Origin of the sequence: Orrella sp. 11846 (assembly GCF_048820935.1) — a bacterium.
Lineage (GTDB): Bacteria > Pseudomonadota > Gammaproteobacteria > Burkholderiales > Burkholderiaceae_B > Algicoccus.
Map to the genome: position 1 here is coordinate 29,336 of NZ_JBMERD010000006.1, position 20,552 is coordinate 49,887.

18 protein-coding genes, 1 tRNA gene and 1 pseudogene are annotated in these 20,552 nt (G+C 48.0%); 8 read left to right on the forward strand and 12 right to left on the reverse strand.

Features of this window, described 5'->3' with window-relative positions:
• Positions 1–100: 100 nt before the first annotated feature.
• Positions 101–751, reverse strand: coding sequence for a DUF924 family protein (locus ACOI06_RS06305; protein WP_420661691.1), 651 nt, complete (start codon positions 749–751; stop codon positions 101–103).
• Between the two features lie 457 nt (positions 752–1,208).
• On the opposite strand from ACOI06_RS06305, the gene ACOI06_RS06310 reads away from it, so the two are divergent.
• The 3 genes from ACOI06_RS06310 (at position 1,209) to ACOI06_RS06320 (ending at position 4,237) form a co-directional block, all read left to right on the forward strand.
• On the forward strand, positions 1,209–1,430 hold the full coding sequence (locus tag ACOI06_RS06310) for a heavy-metal-associated domain-containing protein (RefSeq protein ID WP_420661692.1): 222 nt from the start codon (positions 1,209–1,211) through the stop codon (positions 1,428–1,430).
• 76 nt (positions 1,431–1,506) lie between these two features.
• Positions 1,507–3,411 carry a heavy metal translocating P-type ATPase gene (locus ACOI06_RS06315; protein WP_420661693.1) on the forward strand — a complete coding sequence of 635 codons (1,905 nt, stop codon included), beginning with the start codon at positions 1,507–1,509 and terminating at the stop codon, positions 3,409–3,411.
• Between the two features lie 247 nt (positions 3,412–3,658).
• Positions 3,659–4,237: a Crp/Fnr family transcriptional regulator gene (locus tag ACOI06_RS06320; RefSeq protein ID WP_420661694.1), complete on the forward strand. Its 579-nt coding sequence runs from the start codon at positions 3,659–3,661 to the stop codon at positions 4,235–4,237.
• Between the two features lie 146 nt (positions 4,238–4,383).
• Here ACOI06_RS06320 and ACOI06_RS06325 read toward each other — a convergent pair whose 3' ends face one another.
• The 3 genes and pseudogenes from ACOI06_RS06325 to ACOI06_RS06335 all read right to left on the reverse strand — a co-directional run.
• Complete coding sequence (locus ACOI06_RS06325) at positions 4,384–4,569, reverse strand: zinc ribbon domain-containing protein (protein ID WP_420661695.1); 186 nt, start codon at positions 4,567–4,569, stop codon at positions 4,384–4,386.
• Positions 4,566–5,189: an RNA-guided endonuclease InsQ/TnpB family protein gene (locus ACOI06_RS06330; protein ID WP_420661696.1), complete on the reverse strand. Its 624-nt coding sequence runs from the start codon at positions 5,187–5,189 to the stop codon at positions 4,566–4,568. The genes ACOI06_RS06325 and ACOI06_RS06330 overlap by 4 nt, the downstream gene beginning before the upstream one ends.
• Positions 5,190–5,386: 197 nt before the next feature.
• Positions 5,387–5,470 (reverse strand): annotated as a pseudogene (locus tag ACOI06_RS06335) (hypothetical protein); the annotation flags it as partial.
• 695 nt (positions 5,471–6,165) lie between these two features.
• Here ACOI06_RS06335 and mutS point away from each other — a divergent pair.
• Positions 6,166–8,808: a DNA mismatch repair protein MutS gene (gene mutS / locus ACOI06_RS06340; RefSeq protein ID WP_420661697.1), complete on the forward strand. Its 2,643-nt coding sequence runs from the start codon at positions 6,166–6,168 to the stop codon at positions 8,806–8,808.
• A 170-nt stretch (positions 8,809–8,978) separates the two neighbouring features.
• Here the strand turns inward: mutS and ACOI06_RS06345 are convergent, their stop codons facing one another.
• Positions 8,979–9,197, reverse strand: coding sequence for a hypothetical protein (locus ACOI06_RS06345; RefSeq protein ID WP_420661698.1), 219 nt, complete (start codon positions 9,195–9,197; stop codon positions 8,979–8,981).
• 148 nt (positions 9,198–9,345) lie between these two features.
• On the opposite strand from ACOI06_RS06345, the gene chrA reads away from it, so the two are divergent.
• Positions 9,346–10,563 (forward strand): chromate efflux transporter, encoded by a 1,218-nt coding sequence (gene chrA, locus ACOI06_RS06350; RefSeq protein WP_420661699.1) that lies wholly within the window; start codon positions 9,346–9,348, stop codon positions 10,561–10,563.
• Between the two features lie 502 nt (positions 10,564–11,065).
• Here chrA and bamC read toward each other — a convergent pair.
• The 4 genes from bamC to ACOI06_RS06370 all read right to left on the reverse strand — a co-directional run bounded on the left by bamC (position 11,066) and on the right by ACOI06_RS06370 (position 14,510).
• Entirely contained in the window at positions 11,066–12,130 is a 1,065-nt protein-coding gene (gene bamC, locus ACOI06_RS06355) for an outer membrane protein assembly factor BamC (RefSeq protein WP_420661848.1), read from the reverse strand.
• A gap of 68 nt (positions 12,131–12,198) precedes the next feature.
• Positions 12,199–13,104 carry a 4-hydroxy-tetrahydrodipicolinate synthase gene (gene dapA / locus ACOI06_RS06360; RefSeq protein WP_420661700.1) on the reverse strand — a complete coding sequence of 302 codons (906 nt, stop codon included), beginning with the start codon at positions 13,102–13,104 and terminating at the stop codon, positions 12,199–12,201.
• A gap of 108 nt (positions 13,105–13,212) precedes the next feature.
• Positions 13,213–13,863 (reverse strand): site-2 protease family protein, encoded by a 651-nt coding sequence (locus ACOI06_RS06365; protein WP_420661701.1) that lies wholly within the window; start codon positions 13,861–13,863, stop codon positions 13,213–13,215.
• A 20-nt stretch (positions 13,864–13,883) separates the two neighbouring features.
• Positions 13,884–14,510, reverse strand: a complete 627-nt coding sequence (locus tag ACOI06_RS06370) for an L-threonylcarbamoyladenylate synthase (protein WP_420661702.1) — start codon at positions 14,508–14,510, stop codon at positions 13,884–13,886.
• A gap of 123 nt (positions 14,511–14,633) precedes the next feature.
• Between ACOI06_RS06370 and ACOI06_RS06375 the strand changes: the two genes are divergently transcribed.
• Both ACOI06_RS06375 and ACOI06_RS06380 read left to right on the forward strand, forming a co-directional pair.
• Positions 14,634–14,710, forward strand: a tRNA-Arg gene (locus tag ACOI06_RS06375).
• Between the two features lie 295 nt (positions 14,711–15,005).
• Positions 15,006–15,446, forward strand: a complete 441-nt coding sequence (locus ACOI06_RS06380; protein ID WP_420661703.1) for a nucleoside deaminase — start codon at positions 15,006–15,008, stop codon at positions 15,444–15,446.
• 51 nt (positions 15,447–15,497) lie between these two features.
• On the opposite strand, the gene ACOI06_RS06385 is transcribed toward ACOI06_RS06380, so the two are convergent.
• On the reverse strand, positions 15,498–16,361 hold the full coding sequence (locus tag ACOI06_RS06385; RefSeq protein WP_420661704.1) for a ChbG/HpnK family deacetylase: 864 nt from the start codon (positions 16,359–16,361) through the stop codon (positions 15,498–15,500).
• A gap of 11 nt (positions 16,362–16,372) precedes the next feature.
• Between ACOI06_RS06385 and ACOI06_RS06390 the strand changes: the two genes are divergently transcribed.
• Positions 16,373–16,804, forward strand: coding sequence for a GtrA family protein (locus ACOI06_RS06390; protein WP_420661705.1), 432 nt, complete (start codon positions 16,373–16,375; stop codon positions 16,802–16,804).
• On the opposite strand, the gene ACOI06_RS06395 is transcribed toward ACOI06_RS06390, so the two are convergent.
• Both ACOI06_RS06395 and clpB read right to left on the reverse strand, forming a co-directional pair.
• Positions 16,706–17,785, reverse strand: coding sequence for a glycosyltransferase family 2 protein (locus tag ACOI06_RS06395; RefSeq protein ID WP_420661706.1), 1,080 nt, complete (start codon positions 17,783–17,785; stop codon positions 16,706–16,708). The genes ACOI06_RS06390 and ACOI06_RS06395 overlap by 99 nt on opposite strands.
• A 124-nt stretch (positions 17,786–17,909) precedes the next feature.
• Complete coding sequence (gene clpB / locus ACOI06_RS06400) at positions 17,910–20,495, reverse strand: ATP-dependent chaperone ClpB (RefSeq protein ID WP_420661707.1); 2,586 nt, start codon at positions 20,493–20,495, stop codon at positions 17,910–17,912.
• Between the last annotated feature and the right edge of the window lie 57 nt (positions 20,496–20,552).

Consider the following 20,552-nt stretch of genomic DNA (forward strand, 5'->3'; position numbering starts at 1 on the left):
CACACAAAAAGCGTCAGTACCCCACTATCAACGAAGTGCCTGACGTCTAGTCACTTTCCTTAGGAATACTCCGCCTACAAATCCTGAATCATACAAAGAATTAGTTTTTAAACGCACGCAAATGGGGAAATTGTTTTTCTACAATGTAGATTTCTTCGGCTGGCGTGGACGGTCGAACAAGAAGCTGGTTGCGATGAGGGTGCCGCCCAAACGTTGCAATAATCTCGCGAACATCTTGAGCCTGTTTTACTAAAGACTGATAGATCGGCATAAGTTGCGCGGGCACTTGATCTGCTATGTCTTGGCGAAGTTGGATAAGGAGATCGAGCCTCTCGAGGTGATCATCCCCTTCACAATGCCCAAGCGGCAAACCAAACACAATCTTAAACCACGGCATCGATAGTGTCGCATAGTGGCCATTGGACAAACCCTCCATTGTTAGCCTTAGTGCGGCAGGATCCTGGGCGAAGGCACGAGCACTATCTCTCCACACAGATCTTGAAAACTGATCCAGCACAATAATCAGTGCTAATCGTCCATCGGGTTCAGATGCCCAGTGATCTAGATGTCCAGCTGCAGCTTTTTCTGTCAGATCTGAAAACCGATCCACAATCTCATTGTCCGCACCACCGCGCATCCGCCAAAACCAATAGTCTTTATGTGTCGTTGAATCGATCTGAAGCGATCGTCCTTCAGGAAACCAAAAATCAAGAACCTCTTGCCAAACCTGAGCATCATTATCATTATTCATTTCGGCCTCGACGAGAGTTTTATTTATCACATGCCTCAGACGTTTCCCTTCGCTAAAGCAAAGAAATTTCGAATACGTTGTAAGAAGCCTTATGTTTTACAATATCAATCTGATAAGTTTTACGATTTACCACAGCTTAATCCGATTGATGACAACAGCGACAACGGTATTAGTGACATAACCACCGTACGTGCACGGAATTTATGCTTTTGCTACCAGTTTGACTATCTGCGTGATTGCATCTCCATTCACCTTAGACACTTTCTTATTGAAAGGCAATTCACTTCCAAAAGGTTTTTGCATTCCCCATTCAAGAAATTGATTTTAAAGAAAGATAGCGTAATCAATCAATTTATATCTTAATTTTTAGTTGACCAAAAACTTGTCACCCGTCAATGCATGGAATCATCTTCTTACCTTACGATGAAGTCATTCATTCATCAACAAGGAGTAAATCATGCAAAAAGCTGTTTTCAACATGGAACCTTTCACTTGCCCTTCCTGTGTAAAGCAAATCGAAAATACGCTTAAAAGAGTCGATGGCGTTAACGAGGTTAAGGTGATGTTCAATTCCGGCCGTGTGCGCGCAGAGTACGACAGTTCTAAAACCGATGCCGATGCGCTGGAAAACACCCTCGTACGACTTGGTTATCCAGTTCTATCCAAAAAAACTTCTTAAACAAGATTGAAGAAGATCGATCGCCATGCAGTGATCGATCTTTATCCCCTTATACCTGGATGTACTGGAGCACAACATGAAACAAATGAAAAACTCTCAGATCGCCGGTATCACCGGCCTGTTATTGTTAGTCGCACTGGTTTTACACTTGGCAGGATTTTCACAGTGGAAAGACTATGTCCTGATTGCATCATCTTTGTTTGCCGGATATTTTATTGCCATCAAGGCGTTCAAAGCTTTACGTATGAAGGCCTTCAGTATTGAATTACTGGTCACGATCGCTGTTATCGGCGCCCTGATTATTGGCGAATACGTTGAATCGGCAGTGGTAACCTTTCTCTTCATTTTTGGTGCATATCTGGAATCCCGCACGCTAGAGAAAACCCGTTCATCACTTCGAAATCTCATCGATCAGACTCCGACCGAAGCAACAGTCATCCGTCCCGAAGGTCATATCAAACTGCCTGTTGAAGAAGTCGTCGAAGGCGATAGAGTACTCATCAGATCTGGTGAAAAAGTCGCAGTCGATGGTGCGATCGTTTCTGGCCAAGCGCTGATTGTCGAAGCCGCTATTACTGGTGAATCCGTACCAGCCAGCAAATCGATAGGTGACCGAGTGTACAGCGGCACCATTATCGACAATGGTTACATTGAAGTGACTGCTGATCGCGTAGGCGATGACACGACTTTTGCTAAAATCATCGAAATGGTCGAAGAGGCTCAAGAGTCAAAAACCACTACGCAGAAATTTCTTGATCGGTTCGCCCAGATCTATACGCCAGCCATCGTAATTCTGTCGATACTGGTCTACGCCATCTCACGCAATGTCGAATTGGCATTAACTTTCCTAGTCATCGCCTGTCCAGGAGCGTTGGTTATATCGGCGCCAGTTTCCATGGTAGCGGGCATCGGAAATGGAGCGCGCAATGGCGTGTTGATCAAAGGCGGTGAAATCATGGAGAGACTCTCCAAAATCGATCTCGTCATTTTCGATAAAACGGGTACTCTAACCAGAGGCAAGCCTGAAGTCACCGAAATCAAAAGCTGGGGTATAGATGAAAACACACTTCTGCGTTTGGTGGCCGAAGCCGAAAGGCTATCTGAGCATCATCTGGGACAGACCATTGTTGCTGAAGCTAGAAAGCGAGAACTCCCTTTAAATGAAGAGCCACAGAACGTTGAAATCATTAAGGGCGGTGGTATGCTTGCCATCGTGGCTAGTCAGCATCTAGCGATCGGCAACCGAAAACTCATGGCTGACCAGGGCGTCTCCATTCCAGAACAAGCCGATGCTTATGCAGTCAGTCGAGAAAAAGCCGGTAATACCGCTGTCCTAATTGCAATTGACAAACAACTGATGGGTGTAATTTCCATTGCGGATCAGATCAAACCCGAAGCCAAGCTCGCCATTAATCAGCTCAGAGATGCGGGTGTAAAAAAGATGGTTATGCTCACAGGCGATAATCGTCATACAGCACAACTGGTGGGCAACGAACTGGGTCTTGATGCAGTCCATGCTGAACTATTGCCACAAGATAAAGTGCACTGGGTTAATAAGTTCAAGAGTCAGAACTATCGTGTTGCTATGGTTGGCGACGGCATCAACGATGCACCAGCGCTCGCCACCGCCGATGTCGGCCTTGCAATGGGGATCGGTGGAACTGATATTTCAATGGAAACCGCAGATATCGTCTTGATGTCCGATCGATTGGATCAGTTCTCACATGCCTACTCCCTTGCTAAGGCGACTGTCCGCAATATGCTGCAGAACACCATATTAGCCGTGGGCACTGTCGTACTATTACTCGCAGGCGTTCTACTGGGTAAGATATTCTTGGCTTCAGGCATGCTCATCCATGAACTCAGCGTCATACTCGTCACACTCAATGCCGTTAGACTGATACGCTATAGGGCACATGCAAAAAGAGAGACAAAAATCCATAATGTGGCAGGTTGCAACTCAGATTGCCAAACTGCCTAATGCGCAGTGACTACAAAGACGCGACAGCCTGAAGCTTAACTAAAACCAGTACAGACTCTCCAACTGATTCTCTGGAGCGTCTGTACCATTTTAATAAACTCAATAAATTTCAAATATGAATCTGAATTCTCCTTCTCACATATCTCATACAAATGATGAGCATATACCAGCACTATGCGTCTCAAAGGTACCCATTTTCAATCATTTACCTTCCGATGTACTGAGTGCCATTGCTGGCAAGGCGTCTATGCGTACCTATGAGCGGGGAGAATTTATTCACCGTGCCGGTGAACCTTCCAACAAGCTTTTTATCGTTCATAAAGGCAAGGTCAAGGTGTATCGGCTTTCCGATACTGGCAAGGAGCAACTCGTACGTATCCTAACTCCTGGCCATTTTGCAGGCGAATTGGCCTTATTCTCGGCCTCAGCACATGATTCCTACGCACAAACCATGCAGGCATCCGAAATTTGTACAATTTTCCAATCCGATGTGCATGAACTTCTAACCCAGCACCCTAACATCAGCTTACATATACTTGCGGAACTCTCTAGGCGACTGGGTACGAGCGAACGACAGACAACAGCAATTGCCACTGTGTCGATTAATGCACGTCTCGCAAACTACCTAATCGAGCAGGCTGAGCAGGTAGAATCCCATACTTTCAGTTTGCCCATGAGTCGTAAATACCTTGCCTCCTTTCTTGGCACCACTCCAGAAACTATTAGTCGTAGATTGAGCGAATTTGAAGCAGCAGGCTGGATTGCACAAACTGGACTACGCAAAATCACCATTCTGGACCTTGATGCACTTATGCTTATTGATTGAACCGTTACAAAAACTTACTCAAATCTACTCACCGTACATTTGATGTTCTCTTCCTACTTCTCCGTCAACACCTAGCGGCACACAGCCGCTAGGATTTACTTCAACTCCATAGGCTGACACGGAATAACTTTCCGCCTATTGACGCATTAAATTGTCGTCAATACTGTCTCTGCATAACGCAGAATATTTTTTGCGGCATTGATGTCACGGTCATGCATCACACCGCAAGCCTGACATTGCCAACTACGCATCTTTAAAGTCAAGTCATGGCAGATTTCTCCACATCCTGAGCATGTTTTGCTACTGGGGAAGAATCGGCCCACGGACTTCACGACTTTGCCAGACTGGTTGGCTTTGTAGAGGAGTTGACGTTTAAATCCTCAATGCAAATTTCATCATACTTGCGCACCAAATCGGTCGTGATTTGATGCAAGAAATCCTGACGAGCGTTGGAAACTTGGCTGTGTAACGTACCTAACTTGGTTTTCGCTTTGGCACGATGACGACTACCGATTTGTTGACGGCTCAATGCTTGATTCGCTCTCCTTAATCGGGACGATTTATTTTGCAAAGCTTTGAGTGGTGCTTTGACCTCACCATTGGATAACGTGGCTAGATTCAAAATCCCTAAATCAATTCCGATGGATTGACCTGTCTTAGGCGAAATCGGTATGGGCTCTGATAATTCAACCGAAATGCTCACGAACCATTTGACACCCCGTCTAAACACTTTGGCGGATAAGATCTTGCCGTTAAAACGCAATTTCTCTCGCATTCTGACAAAGCCAAGCTTGGGAATCTTAATTCGTTTTCCATCCACGTGAAATTGATCGTTGGACAGCGAGAATCGATCATCGACACCTTTCTTTCTAAATCTTGGGTATTTGCCCTGTCCGGCAAAGAAACGCTTAAAGGCACCCCCAGCTGTATGATCGCAAGTTGTGGAGCACATTTTGTGACCTCGAGCATGAATGGAAACTGTTCACGCTTAATCGCATTGAGCTGCATGCGTAATTTCCCCTGCGAAGGTGCATTGAGTTTCTTTTGATCGACTTCAATGCCCTGCGTTAAGCATTCATTTCGATAGTCTTTGTCCGCTTGAAATTGTCTCTGCCATTCCGAGAGTGCCCAGTTGTACGATAAACGAGCAATGCCACATGCTTTGGAGAAGTGGGTGGCCTGTACGTTGTTTGGACGTAGTTCAATTGTGTGTCCTCGTATCGTTCGGCTCATGACGCGTCAATGCCTATCTACATTCATTTTGGGCCTTTCTTGCAAGGACTGTCGGACAGCTGAAGGAGAAACACAGTTAAAACTCCCAACCCATCCTGCGCCAACAATTGCTTAGACATCTCGATCAATCTTGATTAGTTCAATCGCTAAAAACTAAATAATGTTTAATTATATATGAAAATCATTCTATCCGGGAAGGATGCCAAGTCGACTGCTACCCCACAGAGGCTCTGTGAAAGCAGGACGCATATCGCCGTGATGTATGTAGAACCACTTGAAGCTCTCCTTGTAAGAACAGGGTTAACACGCAACGGCGACCATATTAGGGTGTTCTTGTCGTTACATCATTGCCTATGAATCTATTCATCTGAGTACGTGTGCGTAGATTCGGGTAGATTCAAGCTAACAGTTACTAACCCCCTGCTCTAAAGCAACTACAGTTTCAGAGTGAGGTTTTCCGCAAACACAAATCAACAGACATAATCAGAACGACATCGTTACTTTTAAAAATCTCTTCAAATCAATTTGGGTAAACAGAGCGTTACGGTTACCATAGTCCCCTGACCTGTTGTGGACCGATCAGTCATGATTAGAATTCTCACAATATTTCATTTAGTCGAGAAAGAGATATCCTGACGACACAACAGTTCATCATTGTTCAGTGATGAACGAGCATCCATTTATGTTTGATTTTTATGAGTAAAAAAGACTTATCCGCCCACACCCCGATGATGCAGCAGTTTCTGACCTTAAAAGAAGAGGCTGGCGCATTTATGCTATTTTTTCGGATGGGTGATTTTTATGAATTGTTTTATGACGATGCCATCAAGGGCGCTCGTCTACTGGGCTTAACGCTCACCCAAAGAGGCACTTCAGCCGGTGAACCGATTCCGATGGCCGGTGTGCCTGTCCATTCATTAGAGCAGTATCTTGCCAAGCTACTGGACTGCGGTGAATCGATTGCCATTGGCGAACAAGTGGGTGATCCGGCAACCGCCAAAGGGCCTGTCGAACGAAAAATCGTCCGTATTATTACGCCTGGCACACTCACTGATGATGCCTTATTACCCAGCAAATCAGATCGTTATTTGGCGGCCTGGTGGCAACCCAAGTCCAGCAAAGCGGATACACAAACAGGCCTAGCCTGGCTCAACCTAGCCAGTGGTGAACTCATCATCACACAATGCGACTCTGATCTAGTCGCTGCTACGCTTGCCAGAATCAATCCAGCAGAACTCATTATTCCCGAAGACCGCTCTCTGAGCATAACTGACACATGTGCCATCGCTCGAGTGCCGACCTGGCATTTTGAATTCACATCTGTCGAGCAGCAATTAAAAAATCATTTCCAGGTCAGTACATTAGACGGCTTGGATGCCAGTGATCAGACACAGGCACTTTGTGCCGCAGGTGCGCTGTTACGTTATGTTGAACGTACTCATTCTCAAAGTCTGTCTCATATTAATCGACTACAAGTTGAGCGTCCCGGACAATACGTGCTGATGGATCCACCGACCCGTCGCAACCTTGAACTGACGCAAACCATTTCGGGTCAAGAATCACCCACCCTTTTTAGTCTACTGGATCACTGTGCCACCCCCATGGGCAGTCGTTTATTAAAACGCTGGCTTCATCACCCATTGCGCGATCATCAACAGGTTCAACAACGACAAGACACCGTGACGACCTGGCTTACAGGTGCACCCTCAGATGCTTTAGACAATCTGCAACAAACCCTAGAAAAGTGGCCGGATTTAGAACGCATCAGCACGCGTATTGCGCTACAAAGCGTGCGTCCTCGAGAGCTGGCGAGCTTGCGTGATGCCCTAGGCTCTTTGCCCACTCTTGTGTCACAAGTCCAAGCGTTTGAACCAGTGGGTAGCTCACTACTACATCAATTCATTGATGAATTAAAAATCGACAATGCGTTGGTCAATTGCTTAACGCACGCCATTGCTGAAGAACCTGCTGTTCAAATCCGTGATGGGGGTGTGATTGCCGATGGCTATGATCCCGATCTCGATGAGCTTCGTCAAATGAACGTCGATCAGGGCGAGTTCTTACTAAAACTAGAGCAACAAGAAAAAACCAACACGGGTATTTCAAACCTACGAGTTGAGTACAACCGCGTCCATGGGTTTTATATCGAAGTATCTCGTGGCCAAAGCGATAAAGTCCCTGAACATTACCGTCGTCGACAAACTCTTAAAAATGCAGAGCGATACATCACGCCCGAACTCAAAGTCTGGGAAGACAAGATTCTATCGGCCAAAGAACGCGCTTTGTCACGAGAAAAGTGGCTCTTTGAATCACTTCTGCAAACACTGACAGCATTTGCACCTGAATTATCGCGAGCCGCCTCAGCCATGGCTCAAATGGATGCGTTACTGGCCTTTGCTCAGCATGCCCGAACCTGCGAATGGGTTGCACCTAAGCTTGCCAGCACCCCCGTCATTGATATTCAAGCAGGCCGCCACCCCATTGTGGAGCACAGCATCGAGCGCTTTACGCCCAACGACTGTACGCTCGAGCCCTCACGTTCACTTTTAGTCGTCACTGGACCCAATATGGGTGGTAAATCGACTTATATGCGTCAAGTCGCCTTAATCGCTGTTCTAGCACGCATTGGTAGCTATGTGCCAGCCCAATCGGCAACCATCGGTGATCTAGATCGAATCTTTACTCGAATTGGCGCTGCAGATGACCTAGCTGGTGGTCGGTCAACCTTCATGATGGAAATGACAGAAGCAGCGGTTATCTTGTCAGCAAGCACTGACAGTAGTCTTGTCATCATGGATGAGATTGGACGTGGCACATCGACTTATGACGGTCTGGCACTGGCTTGGTCGATTGCCAGCCGACTGTTAGAACACAATCGGGCACTGACGTTATTTGCTACTCACTACTTTGAGTTAACACGCCTTCCCGCTGAAAAACCCTGCAGTGCCAACGTTCACTTAGCGGTTGCCGACTCCAGAGGCGGTATCGTGCTTTTACATGAAGTCCGACCCGGACCTGCCAGCCGAAGTTACGGGATTGAAGTGGCTAGACGCGCGGGCTTACCCCCTGCGGTCGTGCGCCATGCGTCCCGAGAGCTACAGCGTCTTGAGGCCATCGATGCCCCGAGTCCACAACTTGGCTTATTCACCAGTGATCTGGAGACGCCTATTGCCGATGAAGATACTCGGGCTGCAGCCGAACAATGGGCACAATACGAGCCCGTGATTGATTCTTTAGAAGAAATAGACCCCGATAGCTTGACGCCACGTGAAGCGCTTGAAGCACTGTATTTTCTTAAGCAAAAACTGCGATCATCCGCCAGTACTCGTGATCCCTAAAACAGAGTCTGAATGAGGCACACACGCACGATTTGAAAAAGTCTCTAGGCCTGCAATTATCTCACGAACGTCCTGAGCTTGCTTCACTATATCTGCGTGAACTGCGCAGACTTCTGTGCAGCTATTTTTTGACGGAGATGGATAAGCAGATTGGGAGGCACTCTAGGTGATCATTCGACAAATCTTCTGTAATGGGTGCAATGCAGCAACATTCTGGGTGAAGGCACAAACGCATCGCTCCAAACTGATCTTAAAAACCGATCGAGAACGATAATCAGTACTAATCTTCCATCAAATTCAGATACACAATGAGCAAGATGATCTTTTGTAGTTTTATTTGTCACATCCGAAAACTGACTCATAATTTCTTCTTCAGTACCATCACTCATCCGAAAGAATCAATAATCTCTATGTTTCATCAAGTCAATCTGAAACAATCGTCCCGCTGGAAACCAGAAGTTGTGAATCTCTTACCAAAGTTGACTACTCTATCCGTTGCTCACATAGCATAAAAGGCACTTAGGTAATTATCAATAAATGACAGAGTTAACAGATAAAAATGGTAAAATCAATGCTCGAGGCACAATAATTGAGGTCTTCGTCGCTTTCCTCAAACTCGGCGTGACCTCCTTCGGAGGGCCGATTGCCCATCTGGGCTATTTTCGCACCGAATTTGTAGAGCGCCGCCGCTGGCTGAATGATCGCGATTATTCCGACCTAGTGGCGTTGTGCCAGTTTTTGCCAGGGCCTGCCAGCAGTCAAGTGGGCATGGCACTAGGTTTGGGTCGCGCGGGATGGCCAGGTTTGTTGGTCGCATGGGCTGGATTCACCCTACCATCCGCCATCGCACTGATTCTGTTCGCCTACGGCATTACTCAATATCAAGAACTCGCTGAATCAGGCTGGGTACAAGGGTTCAAAATAGCCGCCGTAGCCATCGTGGCACAAGCTGTATGGGGTATGGCAAAAACCTTATGCCCGGATCGTACACGCGCCGCTTTGGCCATTTTCACTGCCCTACTCACTTTAATTTTACCGTCGACACTCGGGCAGGTGATCGCCATTGCAACAGCAGGTTTATTCGGCTGGTGGCGATTGAAGATTTACCAAATACCCAATAGTCAAGCACGCCTCCTCTACCCTATTTCACGTAAACTGGGCAGCATAGCGCTACTATTGTTTTTCACACTACTAGTTAGTTTAGCTTTAATGGCCTTAAGCACCAATTCCTCTGTGATAGTTTTACTAGACGGGGTATACCGTGCTGGTGCCTTGGTATTTGGCGGCGGCCACGTCGTATTACCGTTGTTGCAGGCCACTGTCGTACCCGATGGTTTTGTCAGCAACACCAATTTTCTTGCAGGTTACGGTATCGCTCAGATAGTGCCAGGACCATTATTCACTTTTACCGCATATCTGGGCACTGTAGCCAATGGTGCATTGAGCGGATGGACGGGGGGGTTGATACTCCTAGGTGTCATTTTCCTGCCAGCCCTGTTAGTGCTGATCGCTGTACTACCGTTCTGGGAAGCACTGTGCCATCGTTCCGACATTCAGTCAGCGATGTCAGGCATCAATGCCGGCGTGGTTGGTATTTTGCTATCGGCTTTGTATGATCCCGTATGGATCAATGCCATTCACAACAAAAATGATTTCGGCTTGGCACTTGCCGCCTTTGCACTGTTAGTCTACGCGCGCATGCCACCCGCTTTAGTCGTATTACTGACAGGTTCGGCGAGCTGGCTGCTAACATAAAATAAATATACGAAGGCATGTTTTCTATTAAGCGCAATTTGTAGTACTTTGCCCACTCGCCATACTCAGCAGCGCCTCCTATGCGATTTTTGTTCATCTACTCACGATTTATGCTCCACACTTCCTTTCCACATTCGGTCACCCTCGTGCAGTTACGCTTCTCTTCATTCACTGTGATCAATGGTATGGACGCCCCTACCTAAGGCTACGGCATCAAAGTGCCTTACAGTGAGGTTGTTAGCCCGACAGAGACGTCAACCAGCAGATGCCATCAGGGACAGTGGCGCTCAGCCACACAAAAAGTCCGAATGTACGGCTGCAATCTCTCCCTTCCGACTATCAACGATTGAAGGCTTGGCACAACAGGAGCGTCCATGTACAACTCATGGTGGGACTTGCACCCGCAGGAATGTGCCCATGCCGCTGGGCGCAATTAAAAAAAACCGCACTTCTTTTTAAGGAATGTGCGGTTTTTTTGACTGACTGGTGTTTCTAAAGAGTTTTACAAACGCTCAGCCAACACTTCAAGAATGCGAGTACCTGTGGCACTGGTCTCAACTGCACCCTGCTCGTTGTAAACACGAATCACTGTGTTTGGACCATCGGCACTCAGATGCAAGCGATAAAGCTGTGCGGGCTCCAGTTTTTTCGCGCCAAACATGCGTGCAAAAATTGAAGGCTCTTCACGTTTGACACCTGTATCAGCATCCACATAACGTACGAAGAAGTCACCCGATGAACGGTCACGATCTTCGACTGCAAAATTACCGGAATCCAATGCCAAGCCAACACGGCGCCATGTTTGATCAAACCCTTCTTCCACCACGATGGAACCATCACTGCGGACCTGATCGATCACTGTGGGTTTCAGGTTTTGTTCTTGCGCTTGGGCCATCTTGCGACGAGCTTCTTCCTCGTTGTCACCGAGATACACCATCAAACGTGCGATCATGGCCGCATTCAAACCAGGATCCTCACGACCGACTTCCCAACGTGTCTGATCGGCTTCAATCCCCACACGCACTTCAACCATGTGCTCATGGCTAATAAAGATCAAGGTCTTTTGACCATCGCGCTCAAAGATTGTGCGGAACTTATCACGCTCACCACTGTCATAAACGCTGTCCAGAACTGTTCCGATGATCTGACGAATCCAAGACTCAGGAATTTTGGCTCGGTTTTCAGCCCAGTTTGTGACCATCAAACCGGCTTTAGGATCGTTCACATCTAGGTTAAATCCGTTGTCATACCAGAACTCTTGCACCTTCGGGAACAAGGTATCAGGTGACGCATCGACCACCAGCCAACGCAGATCGCCATCACGTTTGACTTCGATGCCTGGATATTCTGGCAAAACATTTTGTCGTACTTCTGCATCCGCATTCGCTTGTTGCGACTGGTATTGCGACAATGAAGTCACACCGGTTGAAGGTGCACGATATCTGGGATCAGCGGCCGCTTGTGTCAGATCCGGCGGAATACTCAACGGATCAGTCCGAACGGTCGATTTGTAATCAATGGCGTTGTCGCCGCTGAGTGTGTCTTTCAGGGATTGACACCCTGCCATTGTCAGCGCCAAACCCACCACAGAAGTAATTTTAAGTATTTGATTCACTCGGCCACCTGAAATACAATTCACAGTAAACCCGCCTCTTGCAATGCTGCACGCAAAGGTTCATGAAACTGCGAACTAAGTTCACATAAGGGTAGACGCAAACCGCCTGGAATACGACCCATTTGCGCCAAAGCCCATTTCACAGGGATGGGATTACCCTCAACAAACAACAATTTATTAAGTGCGGCTAATTTAGTATTGAGCTCACGCACGCGAGGAAGATCACCGTTAACAGCCGCCATGCACAGGTCGTGCATTGCACGCGGTGCAATGTTTGCAGTGACCGAAATATTCCCACGCGCTCCCAATAGGATCAGGGCAGCAGCGGTTGGATCATCGCCGCTATACACCTGAAAATCAGCAGGCAACTGTTTAAACATCAGACCCGATCGGCTGATATCACCTGTGGCTTCCTTCAAACCCATGATGCCTGGCACTTTTGCCAAGCGCAGCAAGGTCTCAAGACCCAAGTCGGCAACAGTACGGCCAGGCACGTTATACAGCACTGTCGGTAAATCCACCGCTTCCTGAATGGTCACAAAGTGTCTATACAAACCTTCTTGAGAAGGTTTGTTGTAATACGGCACCACAGACAAGCCAGCATCCGCACCGACTTTCAGGGCATGTTGAGCCAAATGAATGGCTTCAGCGGTAGAGTTTGCACCGACGCCTGCAATCACGGGAAGGCGTCCTGCTGCATGTTCAACGGCAATTTGAATAAGCTCAGCGTGCTCATCAATATCAACAGTCGGTGATTCACCAGAAGTTCCCACCACGACCAACCCGTCTGTGCCTTCCTGGACATGCCAGTCAATCAGACGTTTATAGCAGTCCAGATCAAGACTGCCATCTGGGTGCATAGGTGTCACCAAAGCGACCAGACTGCCACGGAATTGCGGATACTCGGATGTATTGGTTGTGCTCATGTTGGAAAACTCGAACAATCAGTTTAATCATCAGACAAGGAACTGTCTGCGTATAGGCTTGGACGGTAGTTTAACGGAACAAGGACGTCGTTGCATCCTTAAACGTCCTCACAGAAAAAACTCCACAATCCAGCGCCCTAAAGCCATGAATGGTCGCAAAAGTGGCCAAAGGTTGTCCGTGACCAGTAAGACAATCAGAATCATCATGCCATAAGGCTCGATTCGACCATATTGCCAAGCCAACTGGTGCGGCAACAAACTATACACAATTCGTCCACCATCTAACGGCGGTAGTGGAAATAAATTCAAAGCCATCAGCACCAGATTGATTTGTACACCGACCACAGCCATCTGAAAAAGATAGCTCGAATGACCTGAACCACTCTCAAACACCAGACGCAAAATCAATGCCCAAAGGACCGCCATGACGAGATTCGACGCGGGTCCTGCGAGCGCAACCCATAGCATGTCTTTTTTTGGGTTGTGTAAATTCCCAAAATTCACAGGCACAGGTTTCGCCCAGCCAAATAACAAAGGGGGTCCACCCATGAGTCGTGATGCCAACAAAATGCTCAGGGGCACCACAATGGTGCCTACCAGATCAATATGGGGTAATGGGTTTAAAGTGACACGCCCTGCTTTGGTTGCAGTCATATCACCAAACATTCTGGCCACATAACCATGCGCTGCTTCATGCAACGTAATAGCCAATATGACGGGTAACGCATAAAGCGCAATGGTTGTGAGTAAATCACTCATCCGTTTCTACCTTAGTGGATTCAATCAAGACCAAGCAATGCAGGATCCCCACGACCAATCCGCTCAACCACTGGCGCTCCTTTGGACAAATCAATCACCGTGGTGGGCTCCCAGGCACAGTTACCCGCGTCAATCACACCTTGAACCTGTTTACCAAACTGTGCGTACACATCCTCAGGATCGACTAAAGGCGCTTCTTCACCGGATGGAATTAAGGTCGTCGACAGCAAAGGCGTGCTGGACTGTCCCAATAGTGCTTGCAAAACAGGATGTTCTGGCACACGAATCCCGATAGTTTTTCTGGAAGGATGCGAAACACGTTTGGGGACTTCTTTGGTAGCCTGCAAAATAAATGTCCAAGGTCCCGGTGTCGCCGACTTCAGTAAGCGATAAGTCACGTTATCGACTTTGGCAAAATGGCTAATCTCTGAGAGGTCCTTACAGAGCACAGTTAAATGATGGCGATGATCTAGCCCGCGCAAACGACGCAATTCATCGGCCGCATTTCGATCATCGAGTCTAGCCACCAAGGCGTATCCCGAATCGGTCGGGGTGGCAACAACCCCGCCATTGTCGATTAACTCAACGGCCTGCGCAATTAAGCGAGATTGCGGATTATCTGGGTGTACTTCAAACAATTGACTCATGACTGACTCGTCTAAAAAACCGAAGAATGCAACGTAAGAATTGAGACTAGCACATCCTTTACAACTTTCGTAGTTCGTTTCACGCAACAAAACGATTTAATTGCATTACAATACTGGGCTGCGGTCCCCGTAGCTCAACTGGATAGAGCACCCGCCTTCTAAGCGGGGGGTTGCGTGTTCGAGTCACGCCGGGGGCGCCACCCCACCCATCACAGACACTCATCATTTCTCAGCGTCGCTCAATCAATTGTTTTTATTGAAAAAAACAATTTACATCGCAACATACAAGAAACCAGCAGATATACAAACATCGATACGCTTTTCGAGGTCTGTACGCAAAACTTACGCACTGAATCACGCAAATCAATGACATCAAAAGCGCATCAAAGTACCCGCCATTGATTTTTCTAACTCACGCTATATCTATACTATTCGGATCAATCGTGTCACAGTCAATTGAACCATCCTCTTTTGTCTTTGAATCAGGAGCGCACCATGGATCCCTTTTTACAAGCTGCATATGATGAAGCCCAACAAGGTCTGACTGAAGGAGGCATTCCAATTGGCTCAGTGCTTGTGCATCAAGATCAGATCCTAGGGCGCGGTCACAATCGTCGTGTCCAAAATGGCAGTGCAATTTTGCACGGTGAAATGGATGCCCTAGAAAACGCGGGTCGCCAGCCTGCGTCTGTTTATCAAGCATCAGTGCTCTACACCACACTCTCCCCTTGCCCGATGTGCACTGGAGCCATCTTGTTGTACGGCATCCCTAAAGTCATCATCGGAGAAAACAAAAACTTCATGGGCGACGAAGATCTGCTCAGATCACGTGGTGTAGAAGTGGAGGTTATTCAAGACGAGGCTTGTATTGCGATGATGCAAAATTTCATTCGCAATCGACCCGAACTTTGGAATGAAGACATCGGCGAGGACTGAAACACACTCAGTTCAACCAAACCAAAGGTATCAGTACGGATGGATACATGGTTAGTCATCGATAACGGCACGCACATCTGTGCCTTGATACAGGTTGAGCTGACGTTGTGCCAACCAATCTACAAATGCGGCACTGCCTAGCACTTCATACTCACGTTGTCGGGCAATACCAACAGGATCGTTTTGAATGGGTGCACGAGAAGGATGCGTCATCAGAAGCGTGCCCTGCTTTGCACAATCCAACCATTTTTGCATCAGCACCTCAAATGGTGCAGATGGGCGCACAAAATCATACACACCTGCAAAGCCCTGATTACACAAAAAACCTACGGCCTTGGCCTGCTTTACAAACTGATGCGCCCCCAATGTTTCAATGACTTTGGCTTTCAAGGCATCTCGCAAACCTGCACGCCATAATCCGGACACGGCACATGTGCTGCGCAACCAAGGTTTGCGATTGCCGTAGCGCTTAAACAATGTTTGTAATAACAACTGTCTCACCCCTGGAAGCTGATGCACGTGCTGATGTCCATCCACATAGGTGGGTGGTGCATCAAACAAAGATTCGTACAAATCCAGCTGCCGGTCAATGGTTTTCTGTAACCACGTATGCGGCACTTGCCCAAGATAGCTACGCATGATCAGACGCCCCAAAGGTTGTACATCCTCATGCGTCAGGTCACCCACTTTTTCAGTCAAATTAAAATGCAGCCCCGCACTCAATGGACTATTCTGAAGCGCCATCACACGTTCTCGATGCAATATCGCGGCATCGACCAACACACTGGTCACGCTCAGTCGACCGCGCTCACCTAGGTCTACAATGGCGGCATCGACGTCTGCATGCAGTCCATAATCATCTGCGCAAATCAAAATCGTTTGTTGACCCGCGTGGTTTACCCTTTGTTTAGACACCTATACCTCTCATGAACTCAACTGCTCACTCACCACACAAGCAACTGATCCGACAACTATTCTGGTTTGTGATTGTGGGCACCAGTGCCGCCTTTATCCACTGGATCACCGTGGTGGTGCTCGTCAGCGTTTGGAACTGGCCACCTCTGGGAGCAAACGTCATTGGTTGGTTAGTTGCTTTTTTCGTCTCTTTCACGGGTCATTATCGTCTGACTTTTCGCCAACACAACACACAAGCCCGTCAAGCCATGCAACGCTTCTTTCTGCTATCTGGCGGGGGGTTTGCGGTTAACGAAATTGCATACGCCATTTTATTAGAAAGCACCGAACTAAACTATCAATGGCTACTGGCTGGTGTGCTCGTCGGCGTTGCTTTCCTGACTTTTGTGATTAGTAAATTCTGGGCCTTCAACCCCAGCCCTGCGCACTCGGCCCAACGATGAACGCACAACAAATAAAGGTCGATTTTTAACTTCTTCATAAATGCGAGCAATGTACTCACCGACCACACCCAAGGACAAGAGGTTCACACCACTAAAGAACAGCAAGATGGTGACAATGGTCGGCCAGCCTCGGACGGGGTCATCGTAAAACATGTGTTTTGTAAAAATAAACAAACCGTAAAGAAAGGCTGCAAGGGAAACAACCAATCCGACGATACTGACCATCCGTAACGGCCACGTTGTAAATGATGTCAAACCTGCAATCGCCAGACGCAACAGACTGCGCGCATTAAACGAGCTCTGACCACTGGCTCTGGCATCGGGCGTGTATTCAATCGGCTCAGAACGAAACCCTACCCAAGCATATAAACCCTTCATGAAACGATTGCGCTCAGGCAGCTTCATCAAGGCATCTACGACGGCTCGGTCCATTAACCGAAAATCACCGGCATTGGGCGGAACAGTTACACGACTATCGCTGTGCAACAAGGCGTAAAACATTTTGGCGCCCAAGCGTTTACGCACCCCCTCGTCATCACGGTTCTGGCGTACGGCATACACCATGTCGACACCCTGCTCCCAACGCGCTAGCATCGCCTGCAGAAGATCCGGTGAGTGCTGCAAATCCGCATCCATCAATATCACCACATCACCCTGTGATGCTTGCAATCCGGCTGTCAAAGCCGCTTCTTTACCGAAGTTACGACTGAGTTCAATCAGGCGAAACCCAGGAATTTGACACCAGGTTTGCATCAGCTCAACTGTCTTGTCTCGACTGCCATCATCAACCACCACAACTTCCCAGGTCGGACTTAAGGCACCCAGTGCAGCCTGCAACTTGGGCAATAAAATCTGCAGATTGTCATGTTCGTTATACGCAGGGACGACGCAGGATATCACCTGCTGATTCGCATGGCGCACGTTCAGGTTTTGAGGAGAGTCGGGATCAGGCACGGTTTTGATCACCTTAGGAGTTTGCATTATCAATAAAAACCAGACAAAGGAATGTTGCCATCATAACTGCCCAAGCCCCTTTGCCGCAAAACAAAGTGCGCCTCACACTCGGTCAGGCGCACTTTTGTTTCAACCAAACGATCAATCAGTTTTAGACTTTTTCAAAGATGAACTGATCATCGCGACTGTCAACCCGGATCACATCTCTGGGACCAAACTCACCTTGAAGAATGAGTTTTGCCAATGGGTTCTCTAACTTCTGCTGAATGGCTCGTTTAAGCGGTCTGGCACCAAATACTGGGTCAAATCCAGCCACGGCCAATTGCGCCAAGGCTTCTGGTGTAACCTCCAGCTCCATTTCCTGATCTTCTAGACGTTCAGCCAAACGAGTCACTTGGATGTGAGCGATTTTTTCAATGTGTTTACTAAGCAACGCATGAAACACCACCACTTCATCAATCCGGTTCAAAAACTCAGGACGGAAATGTGTCTTAAGCTCTTCCCAAACAACTTCTTTAACAGCCTCATAGCTCTGACCCACCATCGACTGGATGTGTTGTGAACCCAAGTTCGAGGTCATCACGATCACCGTATTCCTAAAATCCACGGTACGGCCTTGGCCATCGGTCAAACGTCCATCTTCCAGCACTTGCAACAGCACGTTAAACACGTCTGGGTGTGCTTTTTCAACCTCATCCAGCAGAACCACGCTGTAGGGCTTGCGACGGACAGCTTCGGTCAGATAACCACCCTCTTCGTAGCCCACGTAGCCTGGAGGTGCACCAATCAAACGCGCCACAGAGTGCTTCTCCATGAATTCACTCATGTCGATACGGATCATCTGCTCATCGGAGTCAAACAGAAAATCAGCCAATGCTCGCGTCAGTTCGGTTTTACCCACACCCGTAGGTCCTAAAAAGAGGAACGAACCATAAGGACGTGAAGGATCTGCCAGACCGGAACGTGAACGACGGATGGCATCGGCCACCAAACTGACAGCCTCATCTTGACCCACCACACGCTCATGCAGATGATTTTCCATCTGAAGCAGCTTATCGCGTTCACCCTGCATCATCTTGGAGACGGGAATACCGGTTGCACGAGAAACCACTTCGGCAATCTCTTCAGCCCCGACTTGAGTACGCAGCAAGGTCGGCTTCATGGCTTGCTCATCTTCTTCATGAACTTCAGCCGCTTCCAAGCGCGCTTCTAACTGTGGCAAACGCCCGTACTGCAGCTCGGCTAACTTGTCATACTGTCCACGACGTTGCAGCTCAGCCATTTCTGCACGAATCTGCTCAATTTCTTCCTTGATCGCCTGAGTTCCCTGAACCGCTGCTTTTTCTGCTTTCCAAATTTCCTCAAAATCGTTGTACTCACGCTGCAACGACTCGAGTTCTTCTTCCAAGATCTGCAAACGTCGCATCGACGCTTCATCGGTTTCTTTCTTAACCGCTTCACGCTCAATCTTAAGTTGAATAATGCGACGATCCAATCGATCCATGACTTCAGGTTTGGAGTCGATTTCCATGCGAATCCGTGCACCGGCTTCGTCAATCAAGTCAATGGCTTTATCAGGCAAAAAACGGTCCGTAATGTAACGGTGTGACAATTCAGCCGCCGCAACAATGGCAGGGTCCGTAATATCCACACCGTGGTGCAATTCATAACGCTCTTGCAAGCCACGTAGGATTGCAATCGTGGATTCCACATCGGGCTCTTCGATCAAAACCTTTTGGAAACGGCGCTCAAGTGCGGCATCTTTTTCAATATATTTGCGGTACTCATCGAGAGTGGTTGCGCCAATACAATGCAACTCACCACGCGCCAAGGCGGGCTTCAACATATTACCGGCATCCATCGCACCTTCAGCTTTTCCGGCACCCACCATCGTGTGGATCTCGTCGATGAACACAATGTTCTGTCCTTCATCCTGAGAAAGCTCTTTGAGCACAGATTTCAAGCGCTCTTCAAACTCCCCGCGATATTTCGCACCTGCCAGTAAGCTGGCCAAATCAAGCGACAGAACCTTTTTGCCACGCAAGGTCTCAGGCACTTCGCCATTGACAATGCGCTGAGCCAAACCTTCGGCAATAGCAGTTTTACCCACACCGGGTTCACCAATCAAAACCGGGTTGTTTTTAGTGCGTCGCTGTAAAATCTGAATCGATCGACGGATTTCATCATCACGGCCAATCACGGGATCGAGCTTACCCGCACGAGCTCGTTCGGTTAAGTCCGTGGTGTATTTCGCTAACGCTTCCCGGTGGGATTCACCTTCTTGATCTGTCACTGCTTCACCCCCACGTACGGCGTCAATCGCCACATCCAGCGCCGCACGAGTTAAGCCCGCTTGACGCAACAGCTCACCGGCTTTGCCTTTATCATCGGCCAGTGCCCATAAAAACAATTCAGTCGCAATATACGTATCACCACGCTTTGCGGCTTCTCGATCCGTTACATTGAGCAATGCCTGCAAATCACGGCCGATCTGAATCTGTCCATCTGTGCCTTGCACTTTTGGCAATACGGAGATCGCTTGCTGCAGTGCTGGCATCAAGTTTTGTACGGAAACTCCGGCACGCGACAGTAAACTGACGGCACCACTGTCTTTTTCCGTCAACAATGCGGCAAGCACATGAACGGGTTCGATATACTGATTATCTTGTTGCGCGGCCAGACTTTGCGCATCGGCCAGCGCCTGTTGAAACTTCGTTGTTAGTTTGTCAAATCGCATAAGTCGTCCTATTAAACAGGAGAATCAAAATAGTTTAATTTCAATATTTTGATAGTT